Source organism: Psychrobacter sp. T6-5 (genome assembly GCF_052258485.2).
Taxonomy (GTDB): domain Bacteria; phylum Pseudomonadota; class Gammaproteobacteria; order Pseudomonadales; family Moraxellaceae; genus Psychrobacter.
The window spans coordinates 808,452-827,472 of record NZ_JBQQEY020000001.1; the positions used below are offsets into that span (position 1 = coordinate 808,452).

Consider the following 19,021-nt stretch of genomic DNA (forward strand, 5'->3'; position numbering starts at 1 on the left):
TAAAAAAAGCCAGCGCTCAAACGCTGGCTTTTTTGTGTCTACGTAGAAAAGACTGGCCTATAAAAGGAGAGCGACAAAATCAGAAGTACCGCAAAATGTTTCTGATCGAAAAAGTATGTCCAGAATCTAGTGTTTCTAAGCGTTCAATAGGGCATAAAACTGTGAAAATATATGATGAGATAATGACGATAAGTGTTATCAATCAAAGAGATAAGGAAATTAACGCTTTTTATTTGTAGCGGATATGGGGGAGGTAGTGGTACACTATGTCAATTGTAACAAAATATGTGAGAAGACAGCCATGAACCAAAGAACCATAAAGACAGCGATAGCCGTTACAGGTACTGGTCTCCATAGTGGTCAGCCTGTTGACTTGGAGTTTCATCCACAGCCGGTTGATACTGGTATTGTTTTCGAGCGCTCTGATATTGTAGGCAGCGAGCCTATTCCAGCAAGTGCTTTTTTGGTGCAAGACACGATGATGTCATCAAACTTAGTATTTGGTGGTACGCGAGTAGGTACGGTTGAGCACTTGTTAAGTGCGATCGCTGGGCTTGGCGTAGATAATCTATTGATTCGTGTTTCTGCTTCAGAAATACCGATTATGGACGGTAGTGCCGCTCCTTTTGTTGCTTTGCTACTTGATGCAGGATTCTGTGAACAAGATGCTTTAAAGAAATTCATTAAGATTGTACGACCAGTACGCGTCAAAGTAGATGATAAATGGGCAGAGCTACGCCCTTATGATGGATTTGAATTGAACTTTGAGATTGACTTTGATCACCCTGCCATCGACAAAAATTTTCAACATGCTCAGTTGCAATTCTCTACCCAAAACTTTATTGAGCAGCTAAGCGAAGCACGTACTTTTGGCTTTTTGCGTGACATAGAACAATTGCGTCAGAATAATCTAGCCTTGGGCGGTAGTATGGAAAATGCCATCGTCATTGATGATGCCAATATTCTTAATGAAGAAGGCCTACGCTTTAATGATGAATTTGTTCGCCATAAAATTTTAGATGCGCTCGGAGATTTATATCTGATTGGTTATCCTATCGTCGGTCGTTTTAATGCCTACAAATCTGGTCATGCATTAAATAATTTGTTAGTGCGTGAAATACTCTCTGATGAAAATAACTTTGAAATTGTAACTTTTGATGACAATGTAACATGCCCAATCGAATATTCACCGCTAAATGGTTTAGCAGTTGAAGGATAAATACAGGAATATACACGAAGTATCGAAACATTTACGCAATATTACATAGCAACGCTATAATTACATTTATATAATATGCAGTATTTTGAATATAAAGTCTATAGCATTTTGTGAATTTTATTCTAAGGCAGAGTGCGTAAAAGCTGTAGGTGATTTCCAAATCATCTATTGGTTCTATTCATAAATTGAATGGCACCAATAGATGATTTTTTTTGTTTACGACATTACAAAAAGGCAGCGTTAACAATCTTATTTCATGATTTTATTTACATAACTTTACATTGTAATATCTATATTTTTAGTGATTTGCTAGGCGTAGGAGGGCTTTTTTTAGATTTTCATCAGTGGTGACATGCTCTGCAGCCTGTGATATAGTCCGTTTTGTGTTTTGGCTAAGAGCCTGATTTTCATTGGCTTTACCAGGTTTGGACAAGGTTGCTGATAACGCTGATGATTGTTTAGATGAATAATTATTAGCAGATGTTTTAGCTACTACAACACGAATTTGCTTGAGTTGTTTAAATGTAATTGACTGCTCTGTTAATACTTGCAAATACGCGTTTTGTAAATAGCGAATATGATTAGCCGCTGTCATTGAGCCTACACTGAGTATTAACTGCTCAGAGGTTAAGCCTACGACCCAACAGGTATTGAGGATTTCCTCAGGTAGACAGTCTACCAGCAGCTCTTTTACCTCATTGGTCGCTTCTATATATAGCCGCATGTTATTAGCAAGAGTTTGAGGTAGCGCACTACCAGCAAACGCTTGATGATCTATAAGCTGGGCAAGCCGATTAGGCTGTTTTTTTGACATCGTGATGACTCATCTATTAGGTGACAAACTCGATATTTAGAATAGACATGCTAAAAGCGATATATAGCAAAATTTTATGAGGTAGTTGACTAAACGGGCGATGATACTGGTGTTAGTCACTATAAAAGAACGAGCTGTTGTGATAAAGATTTTATCATGTTTGTTTAATGATTATATCTTCTAAATTAATTGATGTTTCGTCACGGATGACGAGCAGACTTGTATTAACAATAGGTAGTAAATTTATGAAACAAGCTTTATTAATTTTGTCAGTATTGGGAATGGGTATCGCACAGACGAGTGGTGCTGCCGAAACAACCTTTCAACCAAATAATACCTTGAGTCATACCATCACAAATATTTCTACTTCTGCGAACTATGGTTCTAGTCGCAACATCTACAGCACTAACAGTGGTGCTCATGTATATAGCAACGATGAGATCAGTCAAGCCATTGACAACCTAAGCGCTCATGCTAAGCAAAAAGAATATCAGCTTGCGTCACTCACTAGCCGTTTATCATATGAGCAGCGTCAACAGCAAGCAAGCCGTGTACCTGACCGCAACTCTGCCCCTGCTATTGCTGCAGCAAACGCATCACGAGTCGCACTATCTAGAAGTTCTGGCTACTGTGCTCGCTATGTACGTAAAGCGCTACAGTCAGCAGGTTACGAATTTACGCCTAATCCTTCAGCTTATCAATATGCCTCTCGTGGCACACTAGCCCAAGCAGGCTTTACCAAAATCAGTAACGATATGGAACCTCAAGTTGGTGACGTCGTTGTCTATAACCGCACATCAAGCCGTCCACATGGTCATATCCAAATTTTTGATGGCAATGACTGGGTATCTGATTTCCGTCAAAACAGCATTAGCCCATATAGCGGTAACTACAGCTATACGACCTGGCGTGACTCGCAGTATGTTGATGATGCATCAGACCGTGGTATCTACCTTGCGATGGCTGACAAATAATTATCAGTTAAACGAGTTAAAAGTTTTCTCCAAACTCAGTAATGCTATTTATGACATTGCTGGGTTTTTTTTGTGCTTTAAATAATGATATCTAATAATAACTGTATCTAAATGAGTGCAGCTCATAGAAGCAAATCAAAGCACAAATTTTGGCCAATAGTTGCGATTATGAAAATCAGGCGGGGAGGCGTGGTTTGAGGCAAAATATAAAGTAGTCTTACCGAGCTGTAAGATCACACAAGGATGTATCTGCTCAATAATCGTATTTGCAATCACGTATTTTTGGTTAGGAAATTCGACCAGAGGAATGTTAAAGCCTCGCTCATAGTAATGAAGGGAATGCACTACTGGTGATTTTTCAAATAACGGTTTCTGTATTATGTCCTGTGTATTTACATTATCCGTCCACTCAATAGAGGCACGTGTATGTCCATCAGCCTCGTATAAAGGTGTTGGTGGTAATGTGGCAGGTTTACGATAGCTTTTAAACTTATAGAGTGCATAGCGGCCATCAGGGTTGGCATTAATCTCAATGTAAGGTTCAGCGTCTTGAATCTCAGTAATGTCCTTATCACTTAGAGTGTCACCAGCGATAAAGCATTCAAGGCAAGTCTCTTCCCATAGATAGTCAGCAAATCCTACTCGGGCTTGCTGCCAAGTCGGCCAAGCCAATTGATTGGCTAACATTTGACTGGGTAAAGTGATCTGATAGGTCAACTGTAATTGTAGTGCTGGCTGTCGAACGATCTTGGCGTTCACCTTGACACAAATACGCTGTAACTCTTCTACTGTCACACCCAGTTGCTGTGCGTCGTTTTCTAGCGTCTTAGTGGCGATAACAAGATTAAAAAATTGGTTCATTGTTTAACAAACTCTGTAGTACTTTTAAAAAATAATGGAAAAAGATTCAACCGAATAACTAGGCTAATACGACACATTAAGTAAATCCAAAACCAGCAGACAAGATAAAAGCCGCGAGCAAGATGCATCGCGGCTTTTATAATTACCGTCATTATTTAAGCTGATGCGGCATACTGTTACTCAAACAAAGCTTGTCAGCACATATTATTGCGCGTGACGTGCTAGGTTAGACAGTTTAGGGTTGGCATTTGGGTTTTGACGTAGCAATAATGCCATACGTCCAATAGAATGAACCAAAGACGCATTAGCCGCTTTAGCAAGTTCAGCGCCAACGATGTCGCGCTCTTCTTTCGTGCCAGCAGGCAGTTTTACTTTGATAAGCTCATGATCTGTTAGCGCGCGATCAATCTCTTCGGTAATGGTTGGGGTAATACCCTTGTTGCCGATCATAACGATAGGCTTTAGCTCGTGACCGATGCCTTTTAGACGTTTGATGGTAGCGTTATCGAGTTGCATAGAATTCCTAGGTGTTGGTAAAAATAAAAATGTTACTGTCAAAAACAGTTATTGATCATTATAGATAATCTGTGACCATCTTGCATGAGATCAGCAGGATTTTGCACGATTTTACGTGACGAAAATGTTAAACTGAATGTTTGGTACATTATAAACGCTACTGTCTTATAAAACAGTTATTTAACCAATAGAATTTGGTCAGTTTGCGACCAACCATGAATAAAAAATCTGATTAACACTGTATTTAGAATAATCCGCATCTGATTAATATCAGTTTGTAAGTGATAGAGTGATTAAAGCAGCTAGATTTAGTAAAGCAATAGGAGCAGGTATTTTGGCCACGCGTATCGAAAACAAAAAACTATCAAAGAGCAGCAGTGCTTGGATGAAAGAGCATATTGACGACCACTATGTACAAAAAGCTCAAAAAGATGGCTACCGTGCCCGTGCCGCTTATAAATTATTAGAGATTAATGAAAAAACCAACCTGATTAAAAAAGGCATGACGGTTGTAGACTTGGGTAGTGCGCCTGGCAGTTGGTCTCAAGTAGCGGGGCAGTTGGTTGGTGACGACGGTATCTTGATTGCCTCTGATATTCTGGCGATGGATGCTTTGCCTGATGTAACCTTTATTCAAGGTGATTTTCGTGAAGCTGAAGTGTTCGACGCGATTATGGCGGAAGTAGGCGATAGGCAAGTCGACGTGGTATTGTCTGATATGGCACCCAATACGGCGGGAAATAGCGCTATCGATCAGCCGCGTATGATGTACTTATGCGAGCTGGCAGTGGACTTTGCTTTATCAACCTTACCAAAAGGTGGCGCACTTATTATGAAAGTGTTTCAAGGCGAAGGCACACAAGAATTACGCAAGCAGATGCAGCAGGATTTTAGTAAGATTCGTAGTATAAAACCAGGTGCATCACGTCCGCGCTCAAAAGAGATGTTTTGGGTGGCGATTAAATAGTTTTAACATCAATGAGTTGCTGCTATTGTAAGCGATATAACGAATCACCATAAACTATTATTATCATAGTGTGAAAATCGCTACAATCGTTAACTGAATAATCGTGAAAGCTGCTTGAATTATACGGGTTAGCACCACATATCATGGTATATTACCTTTGTTTTTAGCATACGTTTTAGGCAAAGTCGTCTGATAATAAGCGTTTTATCAGCTCAATGATGACAATTTTGCACTTATATTGTATTGATTACTTGTAAAAACAGCCTTTATGCTATTTATAGATCATACAAGTCTAAGTGAAGTTTTTTTGATATTAGGAAGTTTATCAAAAATGAGCAATACGTTTATAGACGTCACGTGTTTAGTAAACACACCAATAAGTAAGGGATGGGAATAACTAGTGAGCGACATGGTAAAAAATACCTTATTGTGGCTGGTGGTAATCGGCGTTTTGGTGCTGGTGTTTAGCGGCTTTGATCAATCCTCTGAGCCGGATAACCTTAACTACTCTGAGTTTGTGACCGCTGTGTCAGAAAACCAAGTAGCCAGTGTCGAAATCGACGGCGAACAGATCACCGGCGAAAAGAAAAATGGCTCATCTTTTGAGACCATTAGACCAGCTGTGTCAGATGACCAGTTGATGCCAATGCTACGTGAGAACCAAGTCGAAGTCCAAGGGACCGCACCAAAGCGCCAAAGCGTATTGATGCAACTACTGATAGCCAGTTTCCCAATTTTACTGATTATTGGTCTGTTCTTATTCTTTATGCGTAATATGCAGGGCGGCGCAGGCGGTAAAGGCGGCGGCCCAATGAGTTTTGGTAAGTCAAAAGCGAAGATGCTGACGGAAGACCAAATCAAGGTGAACTTCGAAGATGTGGCTGGTTGTGAAGAAGCCAAAGAAGAAGTCGTTGAAGTGGTCGAGTTCTTACGTGATCCGGATAAATTTACCAAACTTGGTGCAACGATTCCTCGTGGTATCTTAATGGTAGGTCCACCGGGTACGGGTAAGACATTGTTAGCAAGAGCCATTGCTGGTGAAGCTAAAGTACCGTTCTTCTCAATTTCAGGTTCTGACTTTGTTGAGATGTTTGTTGGTGTTGGTGCATCACGTGTACGCGACATGTTTGAACAAGCAAAGAAAAGCGCCCCTTGTATCATCTTTATTGATGAGATCGATGCAGTCGGTCGTCACCGTGGCTCTGGTATGGGCGGCGGTAACGACGAGCGCGAGCAAACACTTAACCAATTATTGGTTGAAATGGATGGTTTTGAAGGTAATGAAGGCGTTATCGTTATTGCTGCAACCAACCGCGCTGACGTGCTTGATAAAGCGCTACTGCGTCCAGGTCGTTTTGACCGTCAGGTTCAAGTGGGCTTGCCAGATATCAAAGGTCGTGAGCAAATCTTGAAAGTACACTTAAGAAAGTTGCCGAACACTATCAGTGTCGATGCAGGTTCTCTTGCTCGTGGTACGCCAGGATTCAGTGGCGCACAGCTTGCCAACCTTGTAAACGAAGCAGCCTTGTTTGCCGCGCGACGTAACAAGACCAGTGTCGATATGAATGACTTTGAAGATGCAAAAGATAAGTTATACATGGGTCCTGAACGCAAATCCATGGTGATACGCGAAGAAGAGCGCCGTGCGACTGCATATCATGAAGCAGGCCATGCGTTAGTAGCTGAGCTACTGCCAGGCACTGATCCTGTGCATAAGGTCACTATTATGCCGCGTGGTTTTGCCCTTGGTGTTACTTGGCAGCTACCTGAGCATGATCAAACCAGCATGTATAAATCTAAGATGTTAAGCGACATTGCGATTTTGTTCGGTGGTCGTATTGCTGAAGAGGTCTTTATCAATCAGATGTCAACGGGTGCCTCAAACGACTTTGAACGTGCAACCAAAATGGCACGCGCAATGGTCACGAAGTACGGTATGTCTGATGCACTAGGTATCATGGTGTATGAAGATGATGACAGCTCGCAAGGATACTTTGGCGGTGGTGGTCGTACGATTTCAGAAGCCACGCAGCAAAAGGTCGATGAAGAAGTGCGCCGTATGCTAGAAGAGCAGTACGATATCGCTCGCGAATTGATTGAAGCCAATCAAGATAAAATGCATGCAATGGTCGAAGCGCTCATGAACTGGGAAACCATTGACCGTGACCAACTGCAAGATATCTTAGCAGGTGAAGAACCGCGTCCACCAAGAGTCTATCAGCATAACGAAGTCAATTTGTCAAAAAACGACATCAAAACGACTACTTCTACACCGCCACCATTACCAGCGATGTAGTACATATTTGATTTGTATTTGATAAAAAGCCCTTTATGATAGAGGGCTTTTTTATTACTCTCATTTTATGAATGGCTTAGGACGTCATAAGATTTACTGGTATCATAAACGCAGATAACGAACCTTTGAGCTATTTTATACAATTAATTTATGATGGGTCGGTCATGTCATTATTCCAATCTTTACCCAACTATCAAGTATCGAGCCGTGATAAAACCTTGAATTTGTCTGATCCGCATATCATGGGCATCCTGAATGTAACGCCAGATTCATTCTCAGATGGTGGGCAGTTCAATGCGGTAGAGAGTGCCGTTGCTCATTGTCAGCAGATGATGGATAACGGTGCTACTATTATTGATATTGGCGGCGAATCTACTCGCCCCAATGCAGATGCTGTAGCGACTACTGAGGAGCTACAACGGGTTGTGCCAGTGGTACAAGCTATACGCCAGCATTGTGGAGACGATATTTGGTTATCTATTGATACTAGCAGTCCTGAAGTCATGCAGGCAGCGTTTGATGCTGGTGCTGATATTTGGAATGATGTCAGAGCACTAAAACGTACTGGCGCTGCAGAACTGGCCGCTAGCCTTGATATTCCTGTCATGCTGATGCATATGCGCGGTGAGCCAACGACGATGAACAATCTAGCACAGTACGATAATGTGATTGATGATGTGAGCACGGAACTGACCGCACGTATCGAAGAGGTAACGCGCCTTGGTGTTAAGCAGGAAAATATTATTATTGATCCAGGTTTTGGTTTTGCCAAAAACTATGAGCATCATTGTGCTTTGTTAAGTCAGTTAGACAGCTTACAGGCATTGGGTTTGCCAATGATGTTCGGTATTTCACGTAAGCGCTTTTTGGCAGAAGTATTGACCAATAGCGGTGTTAAAGCAGTACAGACCACTCAAGCGACAGAACGAGACGCAGTAGGGACTGCTGCTGGGATATTTGCGCTACAACAAGGTGCAAGCATCATTCGCACGCATAATGTAGGAATGATGCAGCAAGCAGTGGCACTATGGAGTCAATTATCAGCGTACCATCACGAGCATTGTATTATTAGTAAAAATGCTTGATAAAGCTACACCGTAATAAGCATATGAATGCAATATTTACAATCCAGTTTTCTACTATGGTTGAATACCACATCAAAAACTATTGAAATGAAAGAGAGTATCTCTATGACCAGTACCACTCAGCCAGAACCGACCAATGAGCAGCGCCGTATCATCTATCAGGCTCGTCGCGGCTTAAAAGAGTTAGATTTTTATATCGATCCTTATGTCAAAGAGCTATATCTGACAGCAGATTCTGCTGAGCAAGAGACCTTTGCCCAAATGCTTACCCATGAAGACCCTGATCTATTGGATTACTTTACCAATCAGAATCGTCCAGAGGAAGATGACATATGGGCGCTAGTCAATAAGATAAAAACATGGCGTCATACCAAAGACTTGGTGTAGATGCTGTGCAATTGATTGGCGTATATAAATGACATTAGTAACGTCTCTACGCATTGATACAGCTATCCAGCCTGCCAGTTACTTACGTTGGCTGCTGTATGTTAGCTTGGCCGCCATCATGATTGTGTTGGCATGGCTGGCCTCTTTAGCATTTTGGCAGTACCTACTTATCTTTATAGTGTCAGCAGCGGTTGCAAGTTATCTAGCCATATCTCGACCAACCATACTGCATCTTAGCCAACCACCCCTTGGTCAGCGTATGGATAAACAATGGCAATTGTTGATGCGAACAGGCCGCGGCGATGAGCTATGGCAAGCGCATTTAATCTCTGTCAACCGCTATCAATGGGTAATGGTTTTTGAGTTTAGTATCGTTGAGCCTTATCAGCGATCTTTATCAATGACTATATTTCGCGATCAAGTAAGCCATGGGGAATGGCGAGAGCTCAGTATTTTAGCCAATATAAATAAAGGTTAAATTTGCTAATTAGCCTTCATATCTTTATTTATTTTTACTTTCTTTTTGTGAGCTTACGATTACCTACATGCCATAACAAAACAACTATCTCGATGCTCAAAGAGTTTTGTTATATTAAAAGCCAACAATAAAGTACATAAAAAAGCACATAAACCGACTGTCTTATTTTTTAAATTTATACAAGCGAAAAGCAAGTATTCATAGGATTAGGCAGTAGGTTTTTATGATAAATAATATGACAAAAAGAGGAATAGAGTATGAGCTTATTAGGGAATTTGGTCAGCCAAGTTGCACGTAGCGCGATGAATCCAGACGATGCTCAGCGCAACCCAGTCAACCAACGCACTGACCCACGTCGTACTGGTGGCTTGGGCGATATATTAGGCAGCGTATTGGGCAGCGGTAGTCAAGCAGGTGGCTATAATCCGCAGCAATACGATCGTAAGCCTGATAATGGTTTTGGGCTAGACGATATCATTGGTGGTTTGGCTGGTGGCAATCAGCGTGGTAGTGCAAGCTCAGGCGCTGGTGGACTGGGAGATATCTTAGGTAGCGTATTAGGCGGTCAGCGTAACAGTAGTGGCTTCGGCGGTAAGGGGATGCTTATCGCTGTCCTTATGCCAATGGTACTGAGTTGGATCAAGCGTAATGGCGGTATAGGCGGTGCATTATCAAAAATTACTGGCATGGGTCATGCCGAACAAGCACGCTCTTGGATGAGCACGAATGAGGCCAACGACAACTTGGACCCGAATGAAATTAACCAGTTATTTGACGAGAATGAAATTCAGCAAGTAGCAGCGCGTACGGGTGCAAACGAAGCAGAAGTACGTCAAGGTTTGGCTGAATTACTGCCTGAGGTAATGAACCAGCTCACGCCTAATGGCAATCTAGATAATGAAGCTGAAGCTAACGAAGAGATTGATCAAATTATCAGCCAGCTATCTAATCGTATCGGTACTTTGAAGTAACGGATTGAGTTAAAAAAGCTTAGAGTCATAAATTTAGAGTGCGTTTGACGACGTGCTCTTTTTTACGTCTATTATAATAGTATTAAGGTTTTAAAATCGCTCGTCTAAGGTCTCCACTGTGTAGTTGAGCGCTGCAAAGCAGATATCTGTATTGAACCCTCGGTACTGCAAAAATCGAAGTTGTTTGGCTTTGTCTTTTTGCTCAGTAGGTATGTCATCACCGTATTTTTTGGTACGGGCTACCACAGCGAGTTTTAGCCAATCTACGCCATCGACCAAATTATCTGCACTGTCATCGACAAATTCGCTAAATTCTTCAGAGTCGCTATTTGCCATATCAATCAATTCATCGATGTTGCCTGGCATAGCGATTTTTTTACGATAGAACTCTTGCTTGATTCGTCCGCGTCCACGACCTTTACGAATATTCTCACGTATGAGCATTAGGGTAGTACGGTAATCGCTCTGATAGCCTTTTTCCTCGAACTCATCGAGTAGGGCATCGATTTTTTCTGGGTCTTGTTCTTTGTCGATCAGTTTTTGTTTGAGCTCAGCCTTGCCATATTCACGGCGTGACAAATAATAGAATGCGAGCCAACGTAGTCGGCTTTCAGCTTTAATGGCATCGATTTCTGCTTGTTTTTGTTCAGGGGTACGTAAGTAAGCTTTGAGAGCGGCTGGTATATTGTCGCCTTGGCTGTCTATGTCGCTATCATTAGCGGTAGACAATTCGGACTCATGATCCAAGCTTCCTGAAGACGGTTCAATACTATTATCTATAGCTGAACTATCCTCTGTCTCATTACGATGAACGTTGAGTTTGACTTCTGCCAGCATCTCTTTGATAGTTTGTGCTTCAGGTGGATGATAAGTAGGCGTATCGCTTGGCTCAGCGGTGAAGTTAGCAGCTGGATGAAAGCGCTTTTTACGTTTTTTAGATTTGGAGTTTTTTTTTATCTTAGCAGAAGATTCTTCAAAATACGCTGTATCAACAGTAGGTTCACTAGTGCTTGAATGATCTTGAGCTGAGTCTTTAGAAGGCTTGCTAGATTTACCTGATTTTTTAGATGTGTTTTGATAGGAGTGTTTAGTAGGTTTTTTTCGTTTGCTATCAACAGAACCAGCTGAGTCGGTTTCCGACTCAGCTAAGATTTCAGCCAATGTTTTAATTTTCATAATAAGTCATGATTATTTATAGCGGTCACTGATAATGGTTACTAACGAACCATTATTGTACAGATTCAGGCGCCAGTTCTACATCGTCAGTTTCAGGCGCTTTGCTATCTTTTTTCGTACCAAGTTTTTCGTCACGAATTTTATCTTCGATCTCTTTAGCAATAGCAGGATTTTCTTTTAAGAACAGGACAGAGTTGGCTTTACCTTGACCGATTTTTTCATCGCCATAGCTGTACCATGAACCTGCCTTACCAACCGCGCCAATCTCGACGCCTAAGTCAATCACTTCTGCCAAATGGTTGGTACCTTCGCCATACGTAATCTCAAACTCAGCTTGACGGAAAGGTGGTGCCATTTTGTTTTTGATGACTTTGACACGGGTTTGGTTACCGATTATTTCATCACCGTTTTTGACCGCACCAATACGGCGAATATCCATACGCACAGAAGCGTAGAACTTAAGGGCATTACCACCAGTTGTGGTCTCTGGGCTACCAAACATAACACCAATTTTCATACGGATTTGGTTAATAAACACAACCATACAGTTAGAGCGTTTGGCATTACCAGTAATTTTACGTAGCGCTTGGCTCATCAGACGCGCTTGCAGACCCATGTGTGAGTCGCCCATCTCGCCTTCAATTTCTGCACGCGGAGTCAGGGCAGCAACCGAGTCAATAACGATCATATCAATCGCGCCTGAACGCACGAGCATGTCAGTAATCTCAAGCGCTTGCTCACCGTTATCAGGCTGTGACAGTAGTAGGTCATCGGTATTGACGCCTAGCTTGCGTGCATAGACAGGGTCAAGCGCATGCTCAGCATCGATAAACGCACAGGTGCCGCCTTGTTTTTGACACTCCGCAATAGCTTGCAAGGTCATTGTGGTTTTACCTGAGCTTTCAGGACCGTAGATCTCAACGATACGACCTTTCGGCAATCCACCAATACCAAGCGCGATATCTAGACCAAGAGAGCCTGTTGAAACCACATCAGCGTCAAGAATGGCTGAGTCATCACCCAGGTGCATAATGGTGTTTTTACCAAATTGCTTTTCAATTTGACCTAATGCCGCTTTGAGGGCTTTGGCTTTATTGTCGTCCATATTGGATTCCTTATTTTTGATAATTGATTTGGTGCTATAGATAAAATATTTATGCGACTAAGAGTGATAACTGGTGCGTACTGAGCGTTGCTAATAAGGTAAGTAACGTAGCTATTAGCGCTCTGACAACGGGCTTAAATAAACAGGTTGTCATATGACTGCTATCAGTAGTAATATCGAGATATCGCTCTACTATACAGTAAAATTAAATAACGAGAGAAGTAAAAATAAGTTCATAATCAATCACAGTTACAATAGCTTTTGAGTCGGATATTAACGACTAACAGCTATCTGAATCTCTGTAGTGCTATTGATTCGATAGAGTAATTATAACAAAATCCAAGCGCTATATTGAGTCTTGGACGATGCTAAACGACACTGAATGTCGTACGATATAAGAGTGAGGATTCACGAAGATAGCCATTTGATCAAATGTGTTTTTGAACCTGATAACAGCTATGTTTGTCAATAGACTTATGAGTTGTCCACAACAAATAATGTTTTTATTTTTATTGGTTGTGAAACATTATAAACGGCTAAATTATTTTTAAAAATATTTAAAATAATTTTTTATGGCTTCATATTTAATATAAGTCACTGTTTTTAAATGTTTTTTAAATTGTACAAAAAATGAACGATTTTACCTTATCCTTTAAGTTTCCTAGGCATATACTTGTCAAGTGGTGACTTATACACAGGGTTATCCACAGCTTATGGGGAGAACTCTCGAAGCCCTTATGATATCTATGCTTGCGTGTATAGGTTATATATTGCAAGCTTCCAATGTTGTGCGTCAAAGATGATTTTTCATCGATAAATAGGGCTCTGGGCGCTATGTTTCACATAATTACAATCTATGATTCTTTCACGTATTACCATACTATAGGGCTTTAAAGTCAAGAGTATGACGAGATAAAAGCAACCAACGACCCGCCAAGCACATTTATAGCTGTGATAGCAAGCTTATAAACGGACATAAAAAAGCGGCTAAATAGAATAGCCGCTTTGTTAAAATTATCGATAGCAAGATTGTATTTGCTAGTCTTTGATATAAATCAAATCCCAGACCCCGTGACCACGCTCAAGACCGCGACGCTCAAACTTGGTCATTGGACGAAAGTCAGGACGGTCAGTGAAGTTGCCCGCGCCTGCTTTATTGGTCAATCCAGCAAAACCATCCAATACCTCAACCATCCAAAATGCATAATGCTCCCAGTCAGTGGCTGTATGAAACCAGCCGCCTTGTTTTAGACTGCGCGTAACGATAGCCATACGCTCAGGACTGACGAAACGGCGTTTGTAATGACGCTTCTTTTGCCATGGATCAGGGAAGTATAGCTGAATACGATCAATGTGATTTTCTGGTAGTTGCTTCAGCAATTGAATAGCATCGCCATTGATGATTTTGACATTGCTCAAGTCTTGCGTTCCTGCCATATAAGCGCATTTACCAATGCCTGGCTCGTGCACTTCGACACCGACGAAATTGCGCGTGGGCTCTGCGGCTGCCATCTCAATAAATGAATCACCCAAACCAAAACCAATCTCTAAGGTCAGCGGTGCGTCAGAACCATTCGGGCTATCAGCGAACAGCGCTCGCAGGTCATCAATACCTGAAAGGTCGCCATCGCCGAAACTGTTATTGACCAGATACTCAGAAAACTCTGGTGCGGTAAGTGCTAGCTCGGCGTTTTTGTTCATGTGCGTGCGCCGCTTCATAAACGTATTAACGATGCGAATGTGTTTATCAGAGCTAGGTTCAATCTCTTGGCTAGCGTTTGTATCCGTATCGATAGGCGCATGAGTGTTATTAGAGGTTTGCTCATCAGTAGTATTATTACTATTGATGGTGTCATTGATATCAGAATGTTGACTCATAGGATTTGTAAGGCTTAATTAGGTGAGTGATGTTGGCTCATTATAAGTTAAATCCATACAACTGTGAACGTACAATCCTATTTTAGCGCGTTTGCTGCTCAGTTCTGTCGTTTCTCTATCCTAGATATGGGTTTTAGCGTTATCATAGTGTCATCGTTAAGAGATATTTTTTCTAAGAGTCAGTAGAGCGTATTGCCATGTTATTTATTGAGACGGATTCACCGCCACCGTTTTATCAAGAGTCATTAACACCTACTAAACGCAAGCAACTGGATCAATGGTTTATCGGTGATCGTACCCAGCGCTATTATCTCAAGCGCTTTGAGCAGTTTGATCAGCAAGGCTATCTGTCGCCAAAATGGCATTGGGCTGCATTTTTTATTACTTTTCCTTGGCTGTTATACCGTAAACGCTATATGGATGCCATTGTGTATAGCGTAGCAGGATGGTCATTTATTCAGCTTAATGTCGCCATTGTGCTTGTTGCCTTTGAGTTTGTGGCGATGTCTTATGTGCCAGACGCTTATCAAATGGCAACGCGGATTGGTATTACTGCGATTATTTGGTTGTTTTGGTCTGCTATGGTGGCACGCTGGACAGATGCATATTATTACCGGATGGCGCGACGTGAGATCGCGGATGCGATTAACGATTATCCGCGAGATGAGGCGGCACAAAAATCGCATTTGAAAAAAGAAGGCGGCGTCAGTTTATTTGGATTGGCACTAGGATTTGGTTTTTTTGCCTTTGCATTATTGGTCATTAAGGTGCAGTTTTTACCTATTATCGCCAAACCAAAAGAAAATGAAGTGCTATTTGATGCTTATGATATCGCCAAAAATGCCCAAAACCGAGTGGCGTTGATTTATCAGCAGACAGGGCAGTGTCCTGTAGATTTGCCACTCAGTACCGAGGAGCAACAGATGCGCATGTATGTCGATACTCAAGCTGCTGGAGTGCCAATGACTGACTGTGCAGTAATTGCAACGATTCAAAATGTGACGTTCCCAATCCGCTATCTGAACGAGCAGACATTGGTTTTCTATCATATACCAGACAGTGATAACTGGGACTGCACAAGCTCACTGAATAAAAAACAAGCCCCTAAAAACTGCCTGTCTGACTAGGGGCTATACCTATTTATTTTTTGCTAGTGTTTAGAGTCTGTTGCGGTATCGTTTGGTTCGTCAACTGGTGTCGCTTGGCTCTTCAAGGCTTCGTAGAAATCGGTCAAATCCATCTTGCGCGCTTTGCCGATATCTTCATCAAATAGGCTTTCAAGCTCTGCCATCGCTGATTGTGCGGACTCAATCATGCTGGCTTCATCATCGTAAATGGCTTGCTGACGCTCAATCAGGTCGTCATCATAATCACGGAACGTTTTCACTGTCTCTCGAGCTTTTTCTGGAGAGATACCGAGTAGCTGTAGCGACTCACGTGACATGTCTAAAGATGACAAGTAAGTCTCACGCCAAATGTGACGCACACCAACTTCGCGCAAACGGTAATAATGCTGACGATCACGCGCTCTGGCTAATACAATCAACTCAGGATAGTTTTTGCGTAAATACTGAGCGGTGGTGATGGAACGCTCTAGGTCATCGATTGCCAAAATAAAGACACGCGCCTTTTGAATACCTGCAGCTCGTAGAATCTCAGGGTTTTTTGGATCGCCGTAATAGACTTGGTTACCAAATTTACGCACGAAATCTACTCGGTTGGCAGAACGTTCAATGGCTGTGAATTCAATGTTATGCATACGAAGCACACGACCGATGATCTGACCGACTCGGCCAAAGCCTGCGATAATTACCTGATGCTCATGATCAGGAATGGTGTCGTATTCTCGACTTGGCTTGCGTTTGGCAAATAATGGTTCGCCTATTTTTTCTAATAACAAAAAGGCCAGTGGTGTCAGTGCCATTGAGATCGTAACGACAAGGTTTAGCGTATTGGCAAGCTCAGGACGTAAGACATTTTGGGCGGTGGCGACACTGAACAGGACAAAGGCAAATTCACCGCCTTGCGCCAAGGTCACACCCAATCTGATACTGGTTGGCCAGCGGTTACCTGATACTTTGGCGATGGCTGCAATCACTGCAAACTTGATAAACATTAAGGCGAGGGCACAGCCAATAATAAATATCGGCTTGGCCAAAATGAGTTTGACGTCAGTGAGCATACCGACTGACATGAAAAATAGACCTAATAGCAATCCTTTGAACGGTTCGATACTGGCCTCTAATTCGTGTCGATACTCAGAGTCAGCTAACAACACACCTGTCAAAAATGCACCTAATGCCATTGATAGACCAATTTGACCCATCAAAATAGACACGCCCATGACGATAAACAACGCGACCGCTGTTAGTAATTCTGAAGCACCGCTTGAGGCCACAAACTTAAAGAATGGTCGAACCACATAACGACTGGCAAAAATGAGACCGGCAAAGACTGCAAATACTTTCCCAAAGTATAGTAAATCGTAGCTTTGCTCACGAACTCCTGACAAGAACGGAATGACCGCTAATAAAGGAATAACCGCAATGTCTTGGAATAGCAAGATAGTAAAAGCTTCGCGGCCATGTGTGCTTGAAAGCTGCTGTTTTTCGGTCAGTATCTGCAGTACAAAAGCGGTCGAGGAGAGTGCCAAACCAAAGCCAACGATAAAAGCGGTGTCTAGCTGTAAGGCGAAAAAATGGTGCAATAGCCCCATCAATAGCGTCCCAGTCAGCCCAACCTGTAGACCGCCAAGAACGAATATAGAGCGGCGCAGCGCCCAAAGCCGCGAGGGCTGCAGTTCAAGCCCGATGATAAATAGCAGCATGACCACGCCAAACTCTGAAAAATGCAATAGACTTTCAGCGTCACCCGCCACATCCAAACCGCTTGGACCCAATATAAGCCCTGTGATGAGGTAGCCTAGGACCGTTGCAATACCGAAGCGTTTACCAAGGGGAACAAAGAGCAGCGCTGCTCCCAAAAAGATAGTGGCTTGTAACATTAAATTTGGTGAGCCGGCGGCGGCAGCGAACATCTGGAATCCTCAGAAATTAGGACAAAATAAGCAATTTAAAACGGGTATAACTAAAATTAGTATCACGAAAAAATATAGCATCAACATACATTATTTTTTGCGATAAATCTTCCAAATACCATTATCTGCAAGCGGATTGTTATAAGCGTCGTTGCGGCGTTTGCGCGGTGTTTGCCTGCTATCAACAATCTTAAAATCAGGCAAAGCATGGACGATAAGACCAGTACGATAAAAACGTACCCGTTCAGGCTCTAGCATCTCACCCTTGCTATCGCGGCAAAAAACATAAGCGCGCAGATCAATAAACTCACGATGAGCGACCAAACGCGCTTCGTCATCATTATCCAGTACCGCTGTCATGCGGGCAACTTCATCATCAGTATAGTGTCCACATTTATCAGTCAGCGCACCAACTGAACCAAAGCTTTTGGATTCCTTGGCTCGCGTTTTGGTTAAATGTAGGCGCTGAACATGGTAGATAAACTGCGGTATCTCAAGACTGGCTGGGAGCGGCAGATAGTCAGGTGGCATATTGGCCGCTGGATAAAAATCCTTGGCGCGCTCAAGTAGATTTTTCCAGCGCTGCTGATAAGCCTGTACCTCTGCTAAGTTGCCTTCATAGATAGGCATATCGCGAATCTGGCGCAAAATATCAGGCGGAAATTGCTCATGACGAAAGTTTGCAATGTCTTCTTGCAACGTCGATAGCAAAACTTTGGCGTGTTTCTTGCCGTCTTTTGACATAGGATCATCGATATAGTCTGGGGCGACAAAGGGTGCTGAGCGTCTAGACATAATGTTATATCATCAATAGATCGTGAAAAGGGGTAGTCAGTCTTAAGTATACAGAATTTATATCAAAAATATGGTCGAGAGATAGGGTTTTTCATCAGTTTTAACATGCTATTACAATCGTAGAAACAAATTTTAGGCAAACTTAAGTGAAATATTCTTATTTCATTGGCTCATAGGTTTTTATTTTTAATACTATATAAGACAACAATGATTTATGGCCAATCAGATTATTGAGACTGACCTTTATGAGCAACTACTCATCAGAACTGACAGTCTGTCCTAAGTGACGAGCCTCATTGAAAATTATTAGCAAAATAGCCTTTATCGTCATTTGTACCGGAGTCATACTTGCACTTGGGTTTTGGTTGCTGATGATGTCAAACATGGGCTCAGTCTATTTGCCAAATATCTGCAACGGCTGTTTAGATATATGGATCAGAATGACATTACTCGTAGTTGGTC

The 19,021-nt window shown here is 42.2% G+C and carries 17 protein-coding genes; 9 read left to right on the forward strand and 8 right to left on the reverse strand.

All coding sequences use genetic code 11. The features are described from left to right. The first annotated feature begins 301 nt into the window (after positions 1 to 301). Positions 302 to 1,219 (forward strand): UDP-3-O-acyl-N-acetylglucosamine deacetylase, encoded by a 918-nt coding sequence (lpxC, locus tag ACTXGK_RS18110; protein ID WP_201598041.1) that lies wholly within the window; start codon positions 302 to 304, stop codon positions 1,217 to 1,219. A gap of 298 nt (positions 1,220 to 1,517) precedes the next feature. On the opposite strand, the gene ACTXGK_RS18115 is transcribed toward lpxC, so the two are convergent. Beyond that, a complete protein-coding gene (locus ACTXGK_RS18115; RefSeq protein ID WP_371531835.1) occupies positions 1,518 to 2,033 on the reverse strand; it encodes a hypothetical protein in 516 nt (171 codons plus the stop codon). A gap of 245 nt (positions 2,034 to 2,278) precedes the next feature. On the opposite strand from ACTXGK_RS18115, the gene ACTXGK_RS18120 reads away from it, so the two are divergent. Then, positions 2,279 to 3,007, forward strand: a complete 729-nt coding sequence (locus ACTXGK_RS18120) for a CHAP domain-containing protein (RefSeq protein WP_201598047.1) — start codon at positions 2,279 to 2,281, stop codon at positions 3,005 to 3,007. 135 nt (positions 3,008 to 3,142) lie between these two features. Here ACTXGK_RS18120 and ACTXGK_RS18125 read toward each other — a convergent pair whose 3' ends face one another. Beyond that, positions 3,143 to 3,868, reverse strand: a complete 726-nt coding sequence (locus ACTXGK_RS18125; protein WP_443515803.1) for a DOMON domain-containing protein — start codon at positions 3,866 to 3,868, stop codon at positions 3,143 to 3,145. Between the two features lie 204 nt (positions 3,869 to 4,072). Next, complete coding sequence (locus ACTXGK_RS18130) at positions 4,073 to 4,384, reverse strand: YhbY family RNA-binding protein (protein WP_058024582.1); 312 nt, start codon at positions 4,382 to 4,384, stop codon at positions 4,073 to 4,075. Positions 4,385 to 4,718: 334 nt separating this feature from the next. Between ACTXGK_RS18130 and ACTXGK_RS18135 the strand changes: the two genes are divergently transcribed. The 6 genes from ACTXGK_RS18135 (at position 4,719) to ACTXGK_RS18160 (ending at position 10,568) form a co-directional block, all read left to right on the forward strand. Beyond that, complete coding sequence (locus tag ACTXGK_RS18135) at positions 4,719 to 5,351, forward strand: RlmE family RNA methyltransferase (RefSeq protein ID WP_371531837.1); 633 nt, start codon at positions 4,719 to 4,721, stop codon at positions 5,349 to 5,351. Between the two features lie 400 nt (positions 5,352 to 5,751). Continuing rightward, positions 5,752 to 7,647 (forward strand): ATP-dependent zinc metalloprotease FtsH, encoded by a 1,896-nt coding sequence (ftsH, locus tag ACTXGK_RS18140; protein ID WP_201598060.1) that lies wholly within the window; start codon positions 5,752 to 5,754, stop codon positions 7,645 to 7,647. Between the two features lie 164 nt (positions 7,648 to 7,811). Beyond that, positions 7,812 to 8,732 (forward strand): dihydropteroate synthase, encoded by a 921-nt coding sequence (gene folP / locus ACTXGK_RS18145; protein WP_443515800.1) that lies wholly within the window; start codon positions 7,812 to 7,814, stop codon positions 8,730 to 8,732. Between the two features lie 105 nt (positions 8,733 to 8,837). Continuing rightward, positions 8,838 to 9,119 (forward strand): FAD assembly factor SdhE, encoded by a 282-nt coding sequence (locus ACTXGK_RS18150; protein ID WP_371531839.1) that lies wholly within the window; start codon positions 8,838 to 8,840, stop codon positions 9,117 to 9,119. Between the two features lie 28 nt (positions 9,120 to 9,147). Beyond that, positions 9,148 to 9,597 (forward strand): hypothetical protein, encoded by a 450-nt coding sequence (locus ACTXGK_RS18155; protein ID WP_443515799.1) that lies wholly within the window; start codon positions 9,148 to 9,150, stop codon positions 9,595 to 9,597. A 257-nt stretch (positions 9,598 to 9,854) separates the two neighbouring features. Then, a complete protein-coding gene (locus ACTXGK_RS18160) occupies positions 9,855 to 10,568 on the forward strand; it encodes a YidB family protein (RefSeq protein ID WP_443515797.1) in 714 nt (237 codons plus the stop codon). A 90-nt stretch (positions 10,569 to 10,658) separates the two neighbouring features. Here ACTXGK_RS18160 and ACTXGK_RS18165 read toward each other — a convergent pair whose 3' ends face one another. The 3 genes from ACTXGK_RS18165 to trmB form a co-directional block, all read right to left on the reverse strand. Then, complete coding sequence (locus tag ACTXGK_RS18165) at positions 10,659 to 11,744, reverse strand: regulatory protein RecX (protein WP_443515795.1); 1,086 nt, start codon at positions 11,742 to 11,744, stop codon at positions 10,659 to 10,661. 52 nt (positions 11,745 to 11,796) lie between these two features. Then, a complete protein-coding gene (recA, locus tag ACTXGK_RS18170) occupies positions 11,797 to 12,849 on the reverse strand; it encodes a recombinase RecA (protein WP_201598074.1) in 1,053 nt (350 codons plus the stop codon). A 1,038-nt stretch (positions 12,850 to 13,887) separates the two neighbouring features. Beyond that, positions 13,888 to 14,727, reverse strand: coding sequence for a tRNA (guanosine(46)-N7)-methyltransferase TrmB (trmB, locus tag ACTXGK_RS18175; protein WP_443515793.1), 840 nt, complete (start codon positions 14,725 to 14,727; stop codon positions 13,888 to 13,890). Positions 14,728 to 14,924: 197 nt separating this feature from the next. On the opposite strand from trmB, the gene ACTXGK_RS18180 reads away from it, so the two are divergent. Beyond that, on the forward strand, positions 14,925 to 15,854 hold the full coding sequence (locus ACTXGK_RS18180) for a DUF2628 domain-containing protein (RefSeq protein ID WP_443515791.1): 930 nt from the start codon (positions 14,925 to 14,927) through the stop codon (positions 15,852 to 15,854). A 23-nt stretch (positions 15,855 to 15,877) separates the two neighbouring features. On the opposite strand, the gene ACTXGK_RS18185 is transcribed toward ACTXGK_RS18180, so the two are convergent. Further along, a complete protein-coding gene (locus tag ACTXGK_RS18185; RefSeq protein WP_443515789.1) occupies positions 15,878 to 17,764 on the reverse strand; it encodes a monovalent cation:proton antiporter-2 (CPA2) family protein in 1,887 nt (628 codons plus the stop codon). 90 nt (positions 17,765 to 17,854) lie between these two features. Then, positions 17,855 to 18,559 carry a hypothetical protein gene (locus tag ACTXGK_RS18190; protein WP_443515787.1) on the reverse strand — a complete coding sequence of 235 codons (705 nt, stop codon included), beginning with the start codon at positions 18,557 to 18,559 and terminating at the stop codon, positions 17,855 to 17,857. Positions 18,560 to 19,021 lie beyond the last annotated feature (462 nt).